Raw genomic sequence first — 17,403 nt, forward strand, 5'->3', positions numbered from 1 at the left:
CTACAACCGTGAGCGCCGCGAGGGCGGTTTCGATCGTGGTAACGACCGTCGCGAGGGCGGGTTCAACCGTGGTGGTGATCGTCGCGAGGGCGGCTTCAACCGCGGTGGTGATCGTCGTGAAGTCGGGTCCGATCGTGGTGATCGTCGTGAAGGCGGGTTCAACCGGGACCGTCGTGAAGGCGGTTTCGATCGTGGTGAGCGCCGCGAGGGTGGATTCAACCGTGATCGCGGTGACCGTCGCGAGGGTGGCTACAGCCAGGACCGTCGTGAAGGCGGGTCCGATCGTGGTGATCGTCGTGAAGGCGGATACAACCGGGGCGGCGAGAATCGTGGTGGCGGACGGGGATTCGACCGGGACCGTGGTGAGCGTGCGGAGCGGAAGGGCTTCGCGCGCAGCGGGTCTGGGGACGAGCGCCGGGAGAACGCCGTCGCGGACAAGGATTTCGACCGGGCCGGGGAGGGCGCGCGCGAGAAGTCGTTCGATCGTGGCGAGCGTCGCCGGGGTGGCGAGGGCGCGCGGGTCGGCGCCGGCCGGCCGGGGGAGCGGCGTTCGGGTCGTCCCGAGGAGCCGAACCTGCCGGACGACGTGCAGGCCTCCGATCTCGAGCCGGCGGTACGCCGCGATCTGCTGAGCCTGGACAAGGGCAATGCCGAGTCGGTGGCGCGGCACCTGGTGATGGTGGCGCAGCTGCTGGACGAGGATCCGGAGCTGGCGCTGGAGCACGCGCGCGCTGCCCGGCAGCGGGCCGGCCGTATCGCCGTGGTGCGCGAGACCGCCGGTGTCGCGGCCTATCACGCGGGTGAGTGGGCCGAGGCGCTGTCGGAGCTGCGGACCGCGCGTCGCATGTCCGGTGGTTCGGGTCTGCTGGCCGTGATGGCCGACTGTGAGCGGGGTCTGGGTCGTCCCGAGCGTGCCATCGAGCTGGGCCGCAGCGATGAGGCCCGGGCCCTGCAGGGCGACGAGGCCACCGAGCTGCGCATTGTGGTCGCGGGCGCCCGCATGGACCTGGGTCAGTTCGACCAGGCCGTGGTGACCCTGCAGACCGCTGAGCTGGATCCGTCGCGGACCGGTTCCGCGGCCGCCCGCCTGTTCTACGCGTACGCCGAGGCCCTGCTGGCCGCCGGTCGCGACGAGGAAGCGCTCACCTGGTTCATGAACGCCGCCTCCGCGGATCTTGACGGCGAGACCGACGCCGAGGAGCGCGCCGCCGAACTCTCCGGCGACGGTGACGGCGGCGCCGACTGGACCGCGGCGTTCGATGACGACGAGGATGAGGACGAAGCGGATTCCCCTGCGGCGGAGGATGATTCCGTCGACGAGGACACCGCCGGCGAGTCCGGGAAGGCCGCGGACGACACCGGCGAGCCCGCGGACGGTTCCGGCAAGTCCGCGGACGCCTCCGAGAACTGAGGACTGGCAAGTGATTCCGACCGTGCGGCCGCGCAACAGCGCAGCCGCACGGTCTTCTTGTTTCTGGGCAGAGTGATGAGAGGGACGGCGTAATGCGACTGCGGGACCGGTTCGAGGCATTGCTGTTGGATCTGGACGGAACGCTGTTCCGCGGCCACGAGCCGATTCCGGGTGCCTCGGAAGCACTTTCGGCGGGTGATTCCGAACAGCGCCTGATGTATGTCACCAATAATGCGAGCCGCTCGGCCGACGCGGTGGCACTGCATCTGCGGGATCTGGGTTTCGATGCCCACGAGGACGCGGTGGTGACGAGCGCGCAGGCGGCCGCCCGGCTGCTGGCTCAGCGGATCGCGCCCGGTTCCACGGTGCTGGTGGTCGGCACCGATGACCTGATCGCCGAGGTGGAGAATGTCGGCCTGCAGGCGATCCGTCGATTCGACGGCATCACGCCGAGCGCCGTGGTGCAGGGCCATTCGATGCAGACGGGATGGCCGGATCTGGCCGAGGCCGCCTACGCGCTGCGCGCAGGCGCGCTCTGGGTGGCCGCCAACACCGACGCGACCCTCCCCACCGAACGCGGCCTCGCCCCGGGCAACGGCTCCATGGTCGCGGCGCTGCGCCACGTGACCGGGTTGGCGCCGATCGTGGCGGGCAAGCCTTTCGCGCCCCTGATGGAGGACGCGCTCGAGCGCGCGAAAACCCGTGACGCCCTGGTGGTCGGCGACCGTCTCGACACGGATATCGACGGCGCGGCCGCCACCGGCCTGGAGTCGCTGATGGTCCTCACCGGCGTGAGCACCCTCGAGGACCTCCGCACCCAGCCGGCCGACCGCATGCCCACCTATATCGCTGAATCACTCGAAGCCCTGAATCACCCCGCCGCCGACCTCGATCCGGTCGTGCCGGGCAGCGGCGATATCGCGAAGGCGATCGCGGCCCGCCTGGACGCCGCTCCGGGCCGCGCGATCCGGGTCGGCTCGACGCCCGGCGTGTAGTCGGGGAATCGTCGGCGGCTCGGGTCGGCTACCCGCAAGGCGTTTTCGGGGCTGTGCCGTGCAATCTGGTGCGGTGGTCGGCTCGACGTCCGGCGTGTAGTCGGGGAATCGCTGGCGGTGCGGCGCGGGTCGGCTACTCGCAAGGCGTTTTCGGGGCTGTGCCGTGCAATCGGTGCGGTGAGGGGAGAGAGCTCGCGATGCGGCGGCCCGGCCGGTCGGTGCGGGGATCGGGAGGGCGGGGGTACGTGTGTTCGAATACGAGTTCGGGTAGCGTTGTCGCCACGATGACTACGCCCACGCCTCGCCCGCAGTTTCCGGCACCAGGAGCCCATGCTGGAACGCCAGGAGCCCATGCCGGGATGCCGGGCCCCCGTCCCGGGGCGCCGCTGCCCGGGCAGCATCTGCCGGCCGCGAACCAGGAGTTCGCCGACCCGGAACGGGTCGAGGCCGAGGTGGCCGCGCTGCTGCACGAATTGTCGGCGGGCGCACCGAATCCGGGCTTTCCAGGTGCCCCGAGCATGAACTCGGAGGGCACCGATATCGTGCGGCGGGCCAAGATTCTGGAGCAGGCGCACGACGTGCTGGTGCAGGCCCTGGCCACGGTGGACAAGATCTGAGGTGGCCAGACGCGCGCGAGTGGACGCGGAACTGGTTCGCCGCGGATTGGCGCGGTCGCGGGAACACGCGGTCGAGCTGATCAATGCGGGCCGCGTCCTGATCAATGGATCGGTCGCCACCAAGGCGGCGACCGGAGTCGAGGCGGGTACCCCGCTGCTGGTGCGGGAGGAACCCGACGAGGTGCAGTGGGCCTCGCGCGGGGCGCACAAACTGCTGGGCGCCCTGGAGGCGTTCGCCCCGGAGGGCGTATCGGTCGAGGGCAAACGCTGCCTCGACGCGGGCGCGTCGACGGGCGGGTTCACCGATGTGCTGCTGTCGCGGGGCGCCAAGGAGGTCGTGGCCGCCGATGTCGGGTACGGCCAGCTGATCTGGCGCCTGCAGAACGATGACCGCGTCCGCGTGCACGACCGCACCAATGTGCGGCAGCTGACGCCCGAACTCATCGGCGGCACCGTCGAATTGGTGGTCGCCGACCTGTCGTTCATCTCCCTCGGTCTGGTGCTGCCCGCGCTGGCGGCCTGTTGCGCGCCGGGCGCGGATCTGCTGCCCATGGTGAAACCGCAGTTCGAGGTGGGTAAGGACCGGGTGGGATCCGGTGGCGTGGTGCGGGATCCGGCATTGCGCGCCGAGGCGGTGCGCGAAGTCGCCGCGGCGGCAGCGAGACTCGGGTTGCGCACGCGCGGCGTGACGGCCAGTCCGCTGCCCGGTCCGTCCGGGAACGTCGAGTATTTCCTCTGGTTGCGCAAGGAGCCCGGCGCGTCGGAGCGTCCGGTGACCGAACCGGGTGGGCCCGGCGACGGCGCGGACGTCGGTGGGGGCGCATACGATGCAGACGAGGCGGCGCGTGTGGCGGCGCTGATCGAGCGTGCGGTGCAGGAGGGTCCACAGTGAACGCGGCTAGCCCCGCCAGAGAGGTTCTGCTGGTCGCGCACCCGGGACGGCCGGAGATCACCGATACCGCGCACCGGGTCGCGAAGATCCTGTGCGGGGCCGGTATCGGGCTGCGGGTGCTCGAGGACGAGGCCTACAGCACCCGGTTCGACAATCAGAGCGATATCGACAGCTACCCGGCTCGGGTCATGGAGCACAATCCCGACGCGGCGGTCGGCACCGAGATGGTGCTGGCCCTCGGCGGCGACGGGACTTTCCTGCGCGCGGCCGAACTGGCCCGCAGTGCGTCGGTGCCGGTGCTCGGAATCAACCTGGGGCGCATCGGTTTTCTCACCGAGGCCGAGGCCGAGAACCTGGACGAGGCGCTGTCGCAGGTAGTGCGGCGCGACTACACCGTCGAGGAGCGGATGACCATCGATGTCACCGTGCGCGTCGACGATGTGGTGGTGGAGCGCGGCTGGGCGCTGAACGAGGCGAGCATCGAGAACGCGGCGCGCATGGGCGTGCTGGAGGTGGTGCTCGAGGTGGACGGCCGGCCCGTCTCGGCCTTCGGCTGCGACGGTGTGCTGATCGCCACGCCGACCGGGTCCACCGCCTACGCCTTCTCGGCGGGCGGGCCCGTGGTGTGGCCGGAACTCGAAGCGCTGCTGGTGATTCCGTCCAATGCCCACGCCCTGTTCGCGCGACCCCTGGTGACCAGCCCGAATTCGCTGATCGCCGTGGAAACCGTTGCGACGGGCCACGACGCGATCGTCTTCCTCGACGGCCGACGCACCCTCGCACTGCCGCGGGGCGGCCGGGTCGAGGCGGTCCGCGGGACCGAACCGGTGCGGTGGGTTCGGCTCGACTCCGCGCCGTTCGCCGATCGGATGGTGCGCAAATTCCAATTGCCCGTGACAGGCTGGCGTGGCCGACGGCGAACGGAGAGCACGAGTGCTGACAGAGATCAGGATTGACGGGCTGGGCGTAATTTCCACCGCCACCGCACAATTCCACGAGGGTTTGACCGTTCTGACCGGTGAGACCGGTGCGGGCAAGACCATGGTGGTGACGAGCCTGCATTTGCTGAGCGGCGCTCGCGCCGATGCCGGCCGGGTGCGCCTGGGGGCGTCGCGGGCCGTGGTCGAGGGTCGTTTCACCGTGGACGAGGTGCACGACGGCGCGCTCGGCGAGGTGGAGGAGGTGCTGGAATCGACCGGCGCCGAACGCGATGACGACGGCAGCATCATCGCCGTCCGCACCGTTGGATCCGACGGCCGCTCCCGCGCCCACCTGGGTGGCCGCAGCGTACCGGCCGCGGTGCTCGCGGACTTCACCACTCCGCTGCTGACGGTGCACGGGCAGAACGATCAGCTGCGGCTGCAGCGGCCGGATCAGCAGCTGCACGCGTTGGACCAGTTCGCCTCCGAGGCGGTGGCCCCGCTGCTGGCCAAGTATCAGAAGGCGCGAAAGGCCTGGCTGGACAAGCGCAATCAGCTGCTCGAGCGGACCGCGCGCAGCCGGGAACTGGCCCTGGAAGCCGATCATCTGACGCAGTCGCTGGCCGAGATCGACGCCGTCGCACCGGAACCCGGTGAGGACGATCATCTGGTGGCCGAGGTGCGCCGGTTGTCGGATCTGGATTCGCTGCGCGAGGCGGCGTCCACCGCGCACGACGCGCTGGCCGGTCCGGCCGATTCGCCGGGGGAGGACGCGGGCGCCCTGGATCTGCTGGGTACCGCGCGCGCCCGCATCGAGGCCTCCGACGATCCGATCCTGACCGCGCTGGCTCCCCGTCTGGGCGAGGCGATTTCGGTGGTGGTGGATCTGACCACCGAGCTCAGCTCCTACCTGTCGGACCTGCCCTCGGATCCGGGCGCGCTGGAGTCCATGCTGACCCGCCAGGCCGAGCTGAAGACGCTGACCCGCAAGTACGCCCCCGATATCGACGGGGTCATCAAGTGGGCCGAGGAGGCGCGCACCCGCCTGGAATCGCTGGACGTGTCGGAGGAGGCGCTCGCGTCGCTGGCCGCCGATGTCGAGACCGCGGCCGAGAAGGTGCGGGAGACGGCCAAGAAGCTGACCGCGGCCCGCAGCAAGGCCGCTGGGAAGCTCGCCTCCGCGGTGAGCACGGAACTGGGCGGTCTGGCCATGGGCCGGGCGCGGCTCGAGGTCGGCGTCGGTCCCGTCCTTGCGGGCGTACAGGATTCGGCCCCGCTGGTCATCGACGGCAAGGAACTGCACGCCGGCTCGACCGGTGTGGACGAGGTGGAATTCCGCCTGGCCGCCCACTCGGGCGCGCACCCGCTGCCGCTGAGCAAGAGCGCCTCCGGCGGTGAGCTCTCCCGCATCATGCTCGCCCTGGAAGTGGTTCTCGCCAGCTCCGAGCATGGCACCACCATGGTCTTCGACGAGGTCGACGCCGGTGTCGGCGGCCGCGCCGCCGTTGAAATCGGGCGCCGCCTGGCCCGGCTGGCCCGTACCCACCAGGTCATTGTCGTCACCCATCTCCCGCAGGTAGCCGCCTTCGCCGACACCCACCTGGTGGTCGACAAGCTCGATGACGGCAAGGCCGTCAAATCCGGCGTGAAGGCCCTCACCCAGGATGAGCGCGTCGTGGAGCTGGCTCGCATGCTGGCGGGCATGGGCGACACCGAAACCGGCCGCGCCCACGCCTGGGAGCTGCTCACCACGGCCCACGCCGAGAAGGTCGGCGCTGCCGCGTCCGGCGAGTAACTCATACGAACAGCAAACCGGCCGGGCCCGTGAGGGGTCCGGCCGGTGCTGTCCGTGCCGCCGCGCCGGCTCCGAAGGCGCGGTGGCCGAGTACTACTCGTTTACTTCAGAGCCTTGCGCACGCCGCCGATGAGGGCGTTGGTGAGAGCGCGGAGGCCGGGCTCGAGGATCTTCGCGGGAACGGGGAGGCTGGGCTCGGATTCCATCGTGTAGACGACCCGGGTTCCGCCCGGCGCGTCGGAGAAGCTGATGGTGCCGACGTGCCGCTTGACCGGCGCGCCCGCGATGACGCGGTAGACCATGCGCTCGTTGGGGACGAGCTCGGTGGTCTCCTCGGTCGGGCCGATGCCGGCCACGCCCAGGTGGTACTGCGCGCCGACGCCGGACGGGCTCCCGATGCCCGGCTTCTTCAGCGAAATCTGAATGGGCAGAAAGGCATTGAGGCTGTCGCGCTCGGTGAAGAGCTTGTAGACGACCTCACGCGGGGCGGGGAGAACGGTATCAACGGTGGTGCTGGCCATGTCCGGAGCATAGCCTTACCGGTCGGTAAGATGGAAGGTGCGATCGAAGCCGCACCTACAGCGCCCGTACGTGATCGTGACCACGGATTTTCGTGCAGATTGAGGCAACTCGCCCGGTATGACCGAAATTGTTTCGGTACCAAACTGATAGCGCAGATGCATGGCCGACAACGGCTCTCGGTCGTCCGCTGAAATGGCGGGTATGGGGTGCAGATCGTTTGCTGACCGGCGCGCCTCCACTGAAGGTTGAGACTTCAGGGTCATCATCGATTGTTATGAAGATGCTGGCCCTGCTGTCGCGTAATGCCGAAACGCTTCCGGGTCTGACCGGAATGGCCCGGGTGGACCGCAATACCAGACGTTTGCTCCAGCGCGTGGGTCCCGGCGACGTGGTGGTGCTCGACGAGATGGACCTGGATCGGCTCACCGCCGACCGGCTCGTCGAAGCCCAGGTGGCGGTGGTGGTGAACGCCTCGCCCTCCATCTCCGGGCGATATCCGAATCTGGGTCCGGAAGTGCTGGTGGCCAATGGCATCCAGCTGCTGGACGCGGTCAGCTCCGACGTCTTCAAGAAGATCAAGGACGGCAGCCGGGTCCGCGTCGAGGGCGGGGTCGTCTACGCCGACAAGCTGGCGAAGAAGGAACCCGAGGCGCTGGTCGAGGGCATCGAGCTCACCGAGGCCGCCATCGCCGAGCGCATGATCGAGGCGCGCAACGGGCTGGCCGACCATCTGGAAGCCTTCTCCGGCAACACCATCGAGTTCATCCGCACCGAATCCTCCTTGCTCATAGACGGAATCGGCGTGCCGGATGTCGAAGTCGAGATGAAGAAGCGGCATGTCGTGGTGGTGGCCGACGGTCCCGAGCACATCGAGGACCTCAAGCGCATCAAGCCGTTCATCAAGGAGTACGCGCCGATCCTGATCGGCGTCGGCCGGGGCGCGGACACCCTGACCAGGCACGGCTACCGGCCCGACCTCATCGTCGGCGACCCGGAGGAGATCACCGCCAACACGCTGAAATCGGGTGCGGAGGTGATCCTGCCCGCCGATACCGACGGCCACGCCAAGGGTTTGGACCGCATCCAGGATCTGGGCATCGGCGCGACCACCTTCCCGTCCTCGGGCGCGCCCTCGGATCTGGCGTTGCTGCTGGCGGATCACCACGGCGCGTCGCTGATCGTGACGGTCGGCGCGGCGGTCTCGCTGGACGACTTCTTCGACCGCGGCCGGCGTGACTCGAATCCGGCGACGTTCCTGACTCGCCTCAAGATGGGCACCAAGCTCATGGACGCCAAAGCCGTTGCCTCGCTGTACCGTCAGCGGGGTTCGGGCTGGGCGGTCGCGCTGGTGGTGCTCGCCGCGCTGGTGGCCCTGGTGGTCGCGCTGCTGGCCACCCACATGGGCGGTGAGGCGCTGACCTGGACCGCCGATACCTGGCATCGCGGATCGCACTGGGTACAGGGCCTATTGGATCGGCACAGGTAGGAGTCCGATGATTTCGTTTCGCCACCACGCGATTTCGATCGCCGCGGTATTCCTGGCCCTGGCGGTCGGCGTGGTGCTGGGCACCCGCACGCAAGGCAACGGGTTGTTTCCCGGCACGGGCGACCGGCAGCAGATCGACGATCTGCGTGCCGAGAACGGGCATCTGAACGAACAGGTGAAGGCCGCCGACGCCTTCCTTTCCGGTGCGGCCGGCAAGCTGCTGTCGGGCGCGCTGGCAAACCGGTCGGTCCTGGTCTTCACCACTCCCGACGCCGACAGCGGCGACGCCGACGCGGTCACGGCGGCGCTGACCACCGCGGGCGCCGCCGTCACCGGCCGAATCGGCCTGACCGGCGCGTTCACCGACTCCTCCGAGGGCGACCGACTGCGCACCGCACTGCTGAACGTGGTCCCCGCCGGCGCGCAGCTCGTGGTCGACGCCGTCGATCAGGGCAGCCTCGCCGGCGATCTGCTCGGCCAGGTGCTGCTCGACGATCCGGTGAACGGACAGTCGCGCGGCACGCCGCAGGAACGCGGCCTGGCCCTCGAGACCCTGCGCGGCGGCGGCTTCCTCAACTTCGCCGACGTCCAGCCCGCCCAGCTGGCCGTGGTGGTCACCGGCGACGGCGCCCGGGCCGACGAGAACAATCGCGGCACCATCATCGCCCGGTTCGCCGGGGGACTGCGGTCCCACAGCGCCGGTGTGGTGCTGGCGGGTCGCTACGGGGCCGCCGAGGGGCCCGGTGCGATCGCAGTGGCGCGCTCCGAGGGCGGGCTGTCCACCGTCACGACCGTCGACAATGCCGACCGTGAGATCGGGCGGATCACCACCGTGCTCGGGCTCACCGAGCAGCTGAACGGCGGTACCGGTCGTTACGGCACGGGCGCGAAGGCGACCTCGCTCACAGTCGCGGCCATGCCGCACTGAGGAGAACCATGATCGCGCCGGAGAAAGCCCCCGGCCACACCGATGCCGACACGGGAAAAGTTGCCCCCGACACGCGGAATCGAGCCAATACCGGGCAACCGGCATGCGTGGCATGTGATCGGCCCGGCGGATCCGTGTTACCGTGAAGACCCGTGGGTAATTCACGGATTCCGGCGCGCGCGGCCACGAAACACATCTTCGTCAGCGGCGGTGTCGCCTCTTCACTCGGTAAGGGTCTGACCGCCTCCAGCCTCGGTCAGCTGCTTACGTCGCGCGGTCTGCGCGTCACGATGCAGAAGCTGGATCCGTACCTGAACGTTGATCCCGGCACCATGAACCCCTTCCAGCACGGTGAGGTGTTCGTGACCGAGGACGGCGCGGAGACGGACCTCGATGTCGGTCACTACGAGCGTTTCCTGGATCGCGATCTGTCCGGCGACGCCAATGTCACCACCGGCCAGGTGTACTCGAAGGTGATCGCCAAGGAGCGCCGAGGCGAGTACCTCGGTGACACCGTGCAGGTGATCCCGCACATCACCGACGAGATCAAGAGCCGCATCCTCGCGATGACGGGACCGGACCTGCACGGGCAGGCGCCGGATGTGGTGATCACCGAAATCGGTGGCACGGTGGGCGATATCGAGTCGCAGCCGTTCCTCGAGGCGGCGCGGCAGATCCGCCATGAGGTGGGTCGCGAGAACTGCTTCTTCCTGCACGTCACGCTGGTGCCCTACCTGGGTCCTTCGGGCGAGCTGAAGACCAAGCCGACCCAGCACTCGGTGGCGGCGCTGCGCAATATCGGTATCCAGCCCGATGCGCTGATCCTGCGCTGCGACCGCGATGTGCCGCAGCCGCTGAAGAACAAGATCGCGCTCATGTGCGACGTGGATGTGGACGCCTGCATCTCGACGCCGGACGCGCCGTCGATCTACGACATTCCGAAGGTGCTGCACCGGGAAGGCTTGGACGCCTATGTCGTTCGCAAGCTCGGGCTGCCCTTCCGCGATGTGGACTGGACGGTCTGGGGCGACCTGCTGGACCGCGTGCACAACCCACGCGAAGAAGTCACCATCGCGCTGGTCGGCAAGTACGTGGACCTGCCCGACGCCTACCTGTCGGTCACCGAGGCGCTGCGCGCGGGCGGTTTCGCCTCGCGGGCCAAGGTGAACATCCGCTGGGTGCAGTCCGACGAGTGCGAGACCGAGGCGGGTGCGCGCTCGCACCTGGCCGACGTGGACGCCATCCTCATCCCGGGTGGCTTCGGCATTCGCGGCATCGAGGGCAAGGTGGGCGCCATCCGCTTCGCGCGCGAGCACAAGGTTCCACTGCTGGGTCTGTGTCTGGGTCTGCAGTGCGTGGTCATCGAGGCGGCGCGCTCGGTGGGGCTGAAGGACGCCAACTCGGCGGAGTTCGAGCCCGACACCAAGTACCCGGTCATCTCGACCATGGCCGACCAGGAGCAGATCGTGGCCGGCGAGGCCGACCTCGGCGGCACCATGCGCCTGGGCGCGTACCCCGCTGTGCTGCAGCAGGATTCGCTGGTCGCGCAGGCGTACGGCGAGACCGAGGTCTCCGAGCGGCACCGCCACCGGTACGAGGTCAACAACACCTACCGCGACAAGATCGCCAAGAGCGGCCTGAAGTTCAGCGGCACCTCCCCGAACGGCCACCTGGTCGAGTTCGTGGAGTACCCGAAGGACAAGCACCCGTTCCTGGTCGCCACCCAGGCGCACCCGGAACTCAAGTCCCGCCCGACCCGGCCGCACCCGCTGTTCGCGGCGCTCATCTCGGCGGCGCTGGAATACAAGGCCGCCGAACGGCTTCCGGTGGAGATCCCGAGCGAGGTTCCCGCCGCGGAGGCCGAGAAGGTCTCCAAGTAGTTCCCGCCCGACGCGGATTCCGCGGCCCGCCCGAGCATTCGACGAGTGCTCGGGCGGTGTCGTATCCGGTGTTCGCGTGTCGTACGCCACGACGACGGGCCCGCTCCGTCCCGGCCCGCAAGGCATTCACGCTACGGTTCTCGAATGACCTCCTCGGAACCGGTCCCCGGCACACATGATTTCGATGTCCTGTCCAGTCGCACCGTGTACTCGGGTGCGATCCTGGCGCTGCGGTTGGACCAGGTGGTCATGCCCGGCGGCAAGGTCGCCGAGCGGGAGGTGATCGAGCACCACGCGGCGGTCGCGGTGGCGGCGCTGGACGAGAACGACAATCTGGTGCTGATCAACCAGTACCGGCATCCGATCGGGCGGCGGCTGCTGGAACTGCCGGCCGGACTGCTGGACGAGGTGGGGGAGGATCCGCTCGAGGCGGCGCAGCGGGAGCTGGCCGAGGAGACCGGGCTGGCCGCGCGGGAGTGGTCGGTGCTGGTCGATGTGGCGCTCTCGCCCGGGTTCACCGATGAGGCGCTGCGGGTGTACCTGGCGACCGGGCTCTACGAAATCGACCGCCCGGACCCGGAACACGAGGAGGCTGACCTCGAGGTGCTGCGAATGCCGTTGGCGGAGGCCGCGCAGGCCGCGCTGGCGGGCGAGATCACCAATGCCACAGCGGTGGCCGGGGTGACGGCGTTGATGACGGCCCGTTCCAGCGGCGCTCGGTTGCGGCCCGCAGACGCGCCCTGGCCGGGGATGCCGACCGCCTTCCTGGACCGCAAGGCGCGGGAGGCGTAGATCCCGATCCCGCGGTAGATCCCGATTGGGAAACTTGTTCTGTTCGCCGGGGTTCGGGTCGGAGAGTTCGTCGGTGGCTGCTGCAATGATGTGACCCGTGCTGAAGCGCCAGATCGACGCGTACCTCGACCATTTGGCGGTCGAGCGCGGCGCCGCGCGCAATACGCTCAGCGCGTATCGGCGGGATCTGGGCCGGTACCAGTACTTTCTGTCCGGGCGCGGGGTGGAAACGCTTGCCCGCGTGGCTGAATCGGACATTTCGGAATACATGGTGTCGCTGCGGGCCGGTGACTCCGAGCATCCCGCCCTGGCGGCCTCGTCGGCCTCGCGGGCGCTGGTCGCGGTCCGCGGGCTGCACCGGTTCGCGACGGCCGAGGGGATCACCGACGCTGATGTCGCGCATCCGGTGAAACCGCCGACCCCCGCCCGGCGGCTGCCGAAAGCCCTCCCATACGACCAGGTTTCCCGTCTGCTCGACGCCGCCGGTGGCGACCTTGCCGACGGCCCGCGCGGCCTGCGGGACCGGGCGCTGCTGGAGTTGCTGTACTCCACCGGCGCTCGCATCTCGGAGATGGTCGGCCTCGACGTGGACGATATCGACATCGCCGACCGCGCGGTGATCCTGCGTGGCAAGGGCGGCAAGCAACGCATGGTCCCCATCGGCCGCCCCGCCCTGGCCGCCCTCGACAACTACCTGGTCCGCGGCCGCCCCGCCCTCTCGACCCGAGGCAAGGGCAACGCCGCCCTCTTCCTCAACCACCGCGGCGGCCGCCTCTCCCGCCAATCCGCCTGGCAGGTGCTGCAATCCGCCGCCGACCGCGCCGGCATCGCCGCCCAGGTCTCGCCCCACACCCTGCGGCATTCGTTCGCCACCCACCTCCTCGACGGCGGCGCCGATGTCCGCGTCGTCCAGGAACTACTCGGCCACGCCTCGGTGACCACCACCCAGATCTACACCCTGGTCACCGTCGGCACCCTCCACGAGGTCTGGGCTACCGCGCACCCCCGAGCCCGCTGACCGCAGGTCCTCAGAGATGCAGCAGGGTGCGGATGATCCGGCGGACCCGGGTGGGGTCGAGTTCCGCGCCCCGCGAGGTGAAGAACAGGTGGTGGATAGAGCCGACGAGGGTGAAAGCGAGGGTGTGGGTGTCCTGACCGGCCGGTAGGCGGCCGGCGGTTTGCTCGGCGGACAGATAGTCGGCGAAGAACCGCTCGCTGGTGTTGAGGGCCGAATCGGCGGCGATCGCGGTGCCGATGCGGGTGGCCAGCGCGGGCCGGGCGGAGATCAGGGCGGCGGTCGGGAGGGCGCCGGAGTCGAAGAGGGTGACGGCGGCTTCGGTGAGATTGTCGAGGATGTCGCCCTGCCCGGCGCGGGCCGGCAGGCCGGAGAGCTCGTCGACGGCGCGTTGCAGGCGGTCGGCGGCGTAGTCGGTGAGGAAGCCTTCGAGTCCGTCGAAGTGGTTGTGCAGGATGCCTTTCGCGCACCCGGCCTCATCGGTGATGGCCCGGCTGGTCAGGCCCGCGGCGCCGTCGCGCGCCAGGATCCGGTCCGCGGCGGCGAACAGCTCGGCGCGCAGATCGGGCCGTGGAACGCCACGCATGCTTCGCTCTTCCCCTTCCGGCGTCGTGATCGACGGATTCGCCGACCGCCCTGGACATCCGGTCAAGTCTATTGGCCCGCGCCCGGGCACGAGTCTCGAGGCTCGCACCCGACGGAAATCTCCGAGCTCGCACATCGGCGGGAGCCGTGGCTGCACGCTCTGCAGCGCGGGTCTTGCCTACTATGGGCGATCGCCCATAGTATGTGGGCAAATGCCCATAGTGGCTCTTGCCTGTTGAGAGAGACGCGAATCATGAACTCCACGAGGAATCTTCACGCCACGTCCCCCTCCCGCCGCCGCGGCATCTCGGCCGTCGGCGGGCTGGGCGCCGTGCTCATCGCCCTGCATCTGGGGATCGCCGCGTTCGGCGCCGCCGCGTTGTGGGACTGGCTCGGCGGCCTGCTCGCCGGACTGTTCCTGGTTGCCTTCGCCGCCGTGCATGTCCTCGGCGGTGCCCGGTTCGGCCACAACCTGGTGGGCCGAGCCGTCTCGATACTGGCGCGGTCCGGCGTCCGCCTCGGACCGGTCGCCCTGCTGACCGTGGCCGGCAGGCGATCCGGCCTCCCCAGAACCAACCCCGTGGACGTCTTCGGCGGGGGCGACCACCGCTGGATCATCGCCACCCACTCCAGCAACGCCCAATGGGCCCGCAACCTCCGCGCCGCAGGCCGCGCCACCCTCACCGCCGGCCCCACTCGCACCAACTACACCGCCGTCGAACTCCCCACCGACCAAGCCACCCAAATCCTGAAAGACGTTGTCGCCCCTCGACTCTCGCGCCCCGTCGGCGGCCTTGTCCTACGCCGCACCCTCGGCCTGCCGACCCGGCCGACACCAGCAGACCTCGCCCGCACCGCCGCCGCCCATCCCGTCTTCGAACTGACCCCACTGCCCTAGCGCAGATCCGGTCTCGAAACGCCGGCCGCCGCAGTCGTTCCCGACCGGTCGTCGAGCAGACCCGCCCGGGCCGGGGTCATGCTGATCAGACCCACGCAGGTGTAGTTATTCCTGTACTGCTCCGCGTGGCAGACCAAAGGAACGCCGGAAAGGAATGGAGGGTTCCCGATGAGCGGGTACTCGCGGTGGCGGGACATCCGCGAAGAGTTCGTCGAACGAGCGGGCGGTGAAGAGGCTGTTGCGGCGGGGAAAGAGGAGCTGCTCGCAGAGATCCGGCGTTCACGAGGCATGACGCAGCAGCAGCTTGCTGAGCGGATGGGCGTGACAAAAGGGCGCATCACCCAGATCGAGCAAGGGAGCATCGCCGGCTGTGAACTCCTGGTGCGCTACGCTGCAGCCCTCGGTGGGCGCTTGCATCAGTCGATCCACTTCGATGACGGCGAGATCTCCGCGATCGCGTGAGGACGAGAACGCCCGGGGGACGGTCTGATCCGTCACCCGGGCGTTGGGTTTCCTGCTGCGCGTGGGTCTTACTTCTTGCGTTCGCGCTTTTCGCGGACTCGGACGTTCACGCGGACGGGGGAGCCGTCGAAGTTGAACTCTTCGCGGAGCTTGCGTTCGATGAACCGGCGATAGCCGGCCTCGAGGAAGCCCGTGGTGAAGAGGACGAACGTCGGGGGGCGGGTGGAGGCCTGGGTGGCGAACAGGACTCGGGGGAGGCGGCCGCCTCGCATCGGCGGCGGGGTCGCCGCGATGACTTCCTTGAGCCAGTTGTTCAGGCGGCCGGTGGAAATGCGCTTGTCCCAGGAGTCCAGGGCGGTTTCCATTGCCGGGACGAGCTTTTGGACGGCGCGGCCGGTGTGGGCGGAGATATTGACGCGCTGGGCCCAGCGGACCTGGACCATTTCGCGGTCGATCTCGCGTTCCAGCATTTCCCGGCGGTCCTCGTCGACCAGATCCCACTTGTTGTAGGCGATGACGAGGGCGCGGCCGGTCTCGGCCACCATGGAGATGACGCGCAGGTCCTGCTCGGTGATCGGCTCGGAGGCGTCGATGAGCATGACCGCCACCTCGGCGGCCTCGATGGCCCCCTTGGTGCGCAGCGAGGCGTAGAACTCGTGGCCGGAGGCATTGCTCACCTTGCGGCGCAGGCCCGCGGTGTCCACGAATCGCCACAGCTTGCCGCCCAGTTCGACCAGCGAGTCGACCGGGTCGACGGTGGTGCCCGCGACATTGTGGACCACCGAGCGTTCTTCGCCCGCCAGCCGGTTGATCAGCGACGACTTGCCGACGTTCGGCTTGCCGACCAGCGCCACGCGGCGCGGGCCGCCGGTGAGACCCGTTCCCTCACGCGGAGTTTCGGGCATCACCTCCAGAATGAGGTCCAGCAGGTCACCGGTGCCGCGGCCGTGTGTGGCCGAGACCAGCTGCGGCTCACCGAGACCCATCGACCACAGCTCGGCCGCGTCGGCCTCCAGCTTCTGGTTGTCGACCTTGTTGGCGACCAGGATGACCGGGGTCTTGCTGCGGCGCAGCGTCTTCGCCACCGCCTCGTCGGCGGAGGTCGCGCCCGTGGTGACATCCACCACGACCACGATCGCGTCGGCCGTCCTCATGGCGACCTCGGCCTGCCGGGCCACCGACTGCTGCAGGCCCTTGGCGTCGGGCTCCCAGCCGCCGGTGTCCTGCACCATGAATCGGCGTCCGGCCCAGGTGGCCTCGTAGGAGATACGGTCCCGGGTCACGCCCGGAATGTCCTCCACCACGGCCTCGCGGCGACCGAGAATACGGTTCACCAGGGTCGATTTGCCGACGTTCGGGCGGCCGACGATGGCCACCGTCGGCAGCGGGATGTGTTCGGCGTCCTGCTCGCCCTCGAATTCGGCGATGTCCCAGTCGGTTTCGTCCGACCAGATGCCATCACCGGCGAAGGTGTCCTGGGTCACTGCGAGCCTCCAGCCGAAATCCGTTCGGCCACCACGCGATACAGCTCGTCGATGACCTCGTCCTTGTTCAGATCGCTGGTGTCGACCAGCACGGCGTCCTCGGCGGGACGCAGCGGCGAGACCTTGCGGGTCGAATCGAGGGTGTCGCGGCGCTGCACATCGGCCAGCACGGCCTCGAAATCGTCTCCGCGGCCCTCCGCGATGTTCTGGGCATTGCGACGGAAGGCCCGCGCCTCTGCCGAGGCGGTCAGGTAGATCTTCACGTCGGCCTGGGGCAGCACGGTGGTGCCGATATCGCGGCCCTCGACCACGATTCGACCCGCCGCCGCGGTGAGGTCCCGCTGCAGCGCGACCAGCTGGTCACGCACCTCGGGCACCGCGGACACCGCCGACACGGCCTTGGTCACCGCATTGCCGCGGATCTCGCTCGACACGTCCTCACCGTCGAGCAGGATGACCTCCCGGCTCGGATCGGTGCCGATGGTCAGCGGCAGCTCCTTGACCGCCACCGCGATGGCGGAGGCGTCGTCCAGGTCCACGCCACCGCGCAGCACGCGCAGCGTCGCGACCCGGTACATGGCGCCGGTGTCGAGGTAGCTGGCCTCGAGCCGGGTCGCCAGCTGGCGCGACACGCTCGACTTGCCGGTGCCCGACGGGCCGTCCATGGCGACGACCAGTCGCGCCGACCCGGTCAGCGCGCCGGTCGCGTCGATCAGACTTC

Annotated in this window: 16 protein-coding genes and 1 pseudogene; 13 read left to right on the forward strand and 4 right to left on the reverse strand. The window is 69.2% G+C overall.

Annotation, left to right across the window (positions count from 1 at the left end):
- From ON33_RS34680 to recN, 6 genes and pseudogenes are all read left to right on the forward strand, one after another.
- A pseudogene (locus ON33_RS34680) lies at nucleotides 1-1,225 on the forward strand (hypothetical protein); the annotation flags it as partial.
- A 278-nt stretch (nucleotides 1,226-1,503) separates the two neighbouring features.
- Nucleotides 1,504-2,406, forward strand: coding sequence for an HAD-IIA family hydrolase (locus ON33_RS34685; RefSeq protein ID WP_040863402.1), 903 nt, complete (start codon nucleotides 1,504-1,506; stop codon nucleotides 2,404-2,406).
- A 359-nt stretch (nucleotides 2,407-2,765) separates the two neighbouring features.
- A complete protein-coding gene (locus ON33_RS34690) occupies nucleotides 2,766-3,023 on the forward strand; it encodes a hypothetical protein (protein WP_040863403.1) in 258 nt (85 codons plus the stop codon).
- Between the two features lies 1 nt (nucleotide 3,024).
- Nucleotides 3,025-3,915, forward strand: a complete 891-nt coding sequence (locus ON33_RS34695; RefSeq protein ID WP_040863404.1) for a TlyA family RNA methyltransferase — start codon at nucleotides 3,025-3,027, stop codon at nucleotides 3,913-3,915.
- A complete protein-coding gene (locus ON33_RS34700; RefSeq protein WP_040863505.1) occupies nucleotides 3,912-4,871 on the forward strand; it encodes an NAD kinase in 960 nt (319 codons plus the stop codon). Before ON33_RS34695 ends, ON33_RS34700 begins: the two co-directional genes overlap by 4 nt.
- Nucleotides 4,849-6,630, forward strand: a complete 1,782-nt coding sequence (gene recN / locus ON33_RS34705) for a DNA repair protein RecN (protein ID WP_040863405.1) — start codon at nucleotides 4,849-4,851, stop codon at nucleotides 6,628-6,630. The genes ON33_RS34700 and recN overlap by 23 nt, the downstream gene beginning before the upstream one ends.
- Nucleotides 6,631-6,731: 101 nt before the next feature.
- Here recN and ON33_RS34710 read toward each other — a convergent pair whose 3' ends face one another.
- Nucleotides 6,732-7,151, reverse strand: coding sequence for an SRPBCC family protein (locus tag ON33_RS34710; protein ID WP_040863406.1), 420 nt, complete (start codon nucleotides 7,149-7,151; stop codon nucleotides 6,732-6,734).
- A 275-nt stretch (nucleotides 7,152-7,426) separates the two neighbouring features.
- Here ON33_RS34710 and steA point away from each other — a divergent pair, with 275 nt between their 5' ends.
- The 5 genes from steA (at nucleotide 7,427) to xerD (ending at nucleotide 13,256) form a co-directional block, all read left to right on the forward strand.
- On the forward strand, nucleotides 7,427-8,638 hold the full coding sequence (gene steA / locus ON33_RS34715) for a putative cytokinetic ring protein SteA (RefSeq protein WP_040863407.1): 1,212 nt from the start codon (nucleotides 7,427-7,429) through the stop codon (nucleotides 8,636-8,638).
- A 7-nt stretch (nucleotides 8,639-8,645) separates the two neighbouring features.
- Complete coding sequence (locus ON33_RS34720) at nucleotides 8,646-9,566, forward strand: copper transporter (RefSeq protein ID WP_040863408.1); 921 nt, start codon at nucleotides 8,646-8,648, stop codon at nucleotides 9,564-9,566.
- Nucleotides 9,567-9,718: 152 nt separating this feature from the next.
- Nucleotides 9,719-11,446: a CTP synthase gene (gene pyrG, locus ON33_RS34725; RefSeq protein ID WP_040863409.1), complete on the forward strand. Its 1,728-nt coding sequence runs from the start codon at nucleotides 9,719-9,721 to the stop codon at nucleotides 11,444-11,446.
- 144 nt (nucleotides 11,447-11,590) lie between these two features.
- Nucleotides 11,591-12,238 (forward strand): NUDIX domain-containing protein, encoded by a 648-nt coding sequence (locus tag ON33_RS34730; RefSeq protein WP_040863410.1) that lies wholly within the window; start codon nucleotides 11,591-11,593, stop codon nucleotides 12,236-12,238.
- 97 nt (nucleotides 12,239-12,335) lie between these two features.
- Nucleotides 12,336-13,256, forward strand: coding sequence for a site-specific tyrosine recombinase XerD (gene xerD, locus ON33_RS34735; RefSeq protein WP_040863411.1), 921 nt, complete (start codon nucleotides 12,336-12,338; stop codon nucleotides 13,254-13,256).
- 10 nt (nucleotides 13,257-13,266) lie between these two features.
- Here xerD and ON33_RS34740 read toward each other — a convergent pair whose 3' ends face one another.
- On the reverse strand, nucleotides 13,267-13,839 hold the full coding sequence (locus tag ON33_RS34740; protein ID WP_040863412.1) for a TetR/AcrR family transcriptional regulator: 573 nt from the start codon (nucleotides 13,837-13,839) through the stop codon (nucleotides 13,267-13,269).
- 252 nt (nucleotides 13,840-14,091) lie between these two features.
- Here ON33_RS34740 and ON33_RS38860 point away from each other — a divergent pair, with 252 nt between their 5' ends.
- Nucleotides 14,092-14,736 carry a nitroreductase family deazaflavin-dependent oxidoreductase gene (locus ON33_RS38860; RefSeq protein ID WP_051153341.1) on the forward strand — a complete coding sequence of 215 codons (645 nt, stop codon included), beginning with the start codon at nucleotides 14,092-14,094 and terminating at the stop codon, nucleotides 14,734-14,736.
- Between the two features lie 168 nt (nucleotides 14,737-14,904).
- Nucleotides 14,905-15,198 carry a helix-turn-helix domain-containing protein gene (locus tag ON33_RS34750; RefSeq protein ID WP_040863413.1) on the forward strand — a complete coding sequence of 98 codons (294 nt, stop codon included), beginning with the start codon at nucleotides 14,905-14,907 and terminating at the stop codon, nucleotides 15,196-15,198.
- 68 nt (nucleotides 15,199-15,266) lie between these two features.
- On the opposite strand, the gene der is transcribed toward ON33_RS34750, so the two are convergent.
- Nucleotides 15,267-16,682, reverse strand: coding sequence for a ribosome biogenesis GTPase Der (der, locus tag ON33_RS34755; protein WP_040863414.1), 1,416 nt, complete (start codon nucleotides 16,680-16,682; stop codon nucleotides 15,267-15,269).
- On the reverse strand, nucleotides 16,679-17,347 hold the full coding sequence (gene cmk / locus ON33_RS34760) for a (d)CMP kinase (protein ID WP_051153365.1): 669 nt from the start codon (nucleotides 17,345-17,347) through the stop codon (nucleotides 16,679-16,681). Before cmk ends, der begins: the two co-directional genes overlap by 4 nt.
- Nucleotides 17,348-17,403: the final 56 nt, after the last annotated feature.

Source organism: Nocardia niigatensis NBRC 100131 (assembly GCF_000308655.1).
Taxonomy (GTDB): Bacteria; Actinomycetota; Actinomycetes; order Mycobacteriales; family Mycobacteriaceae; genus Nocardia; species Nocardia niigatensis.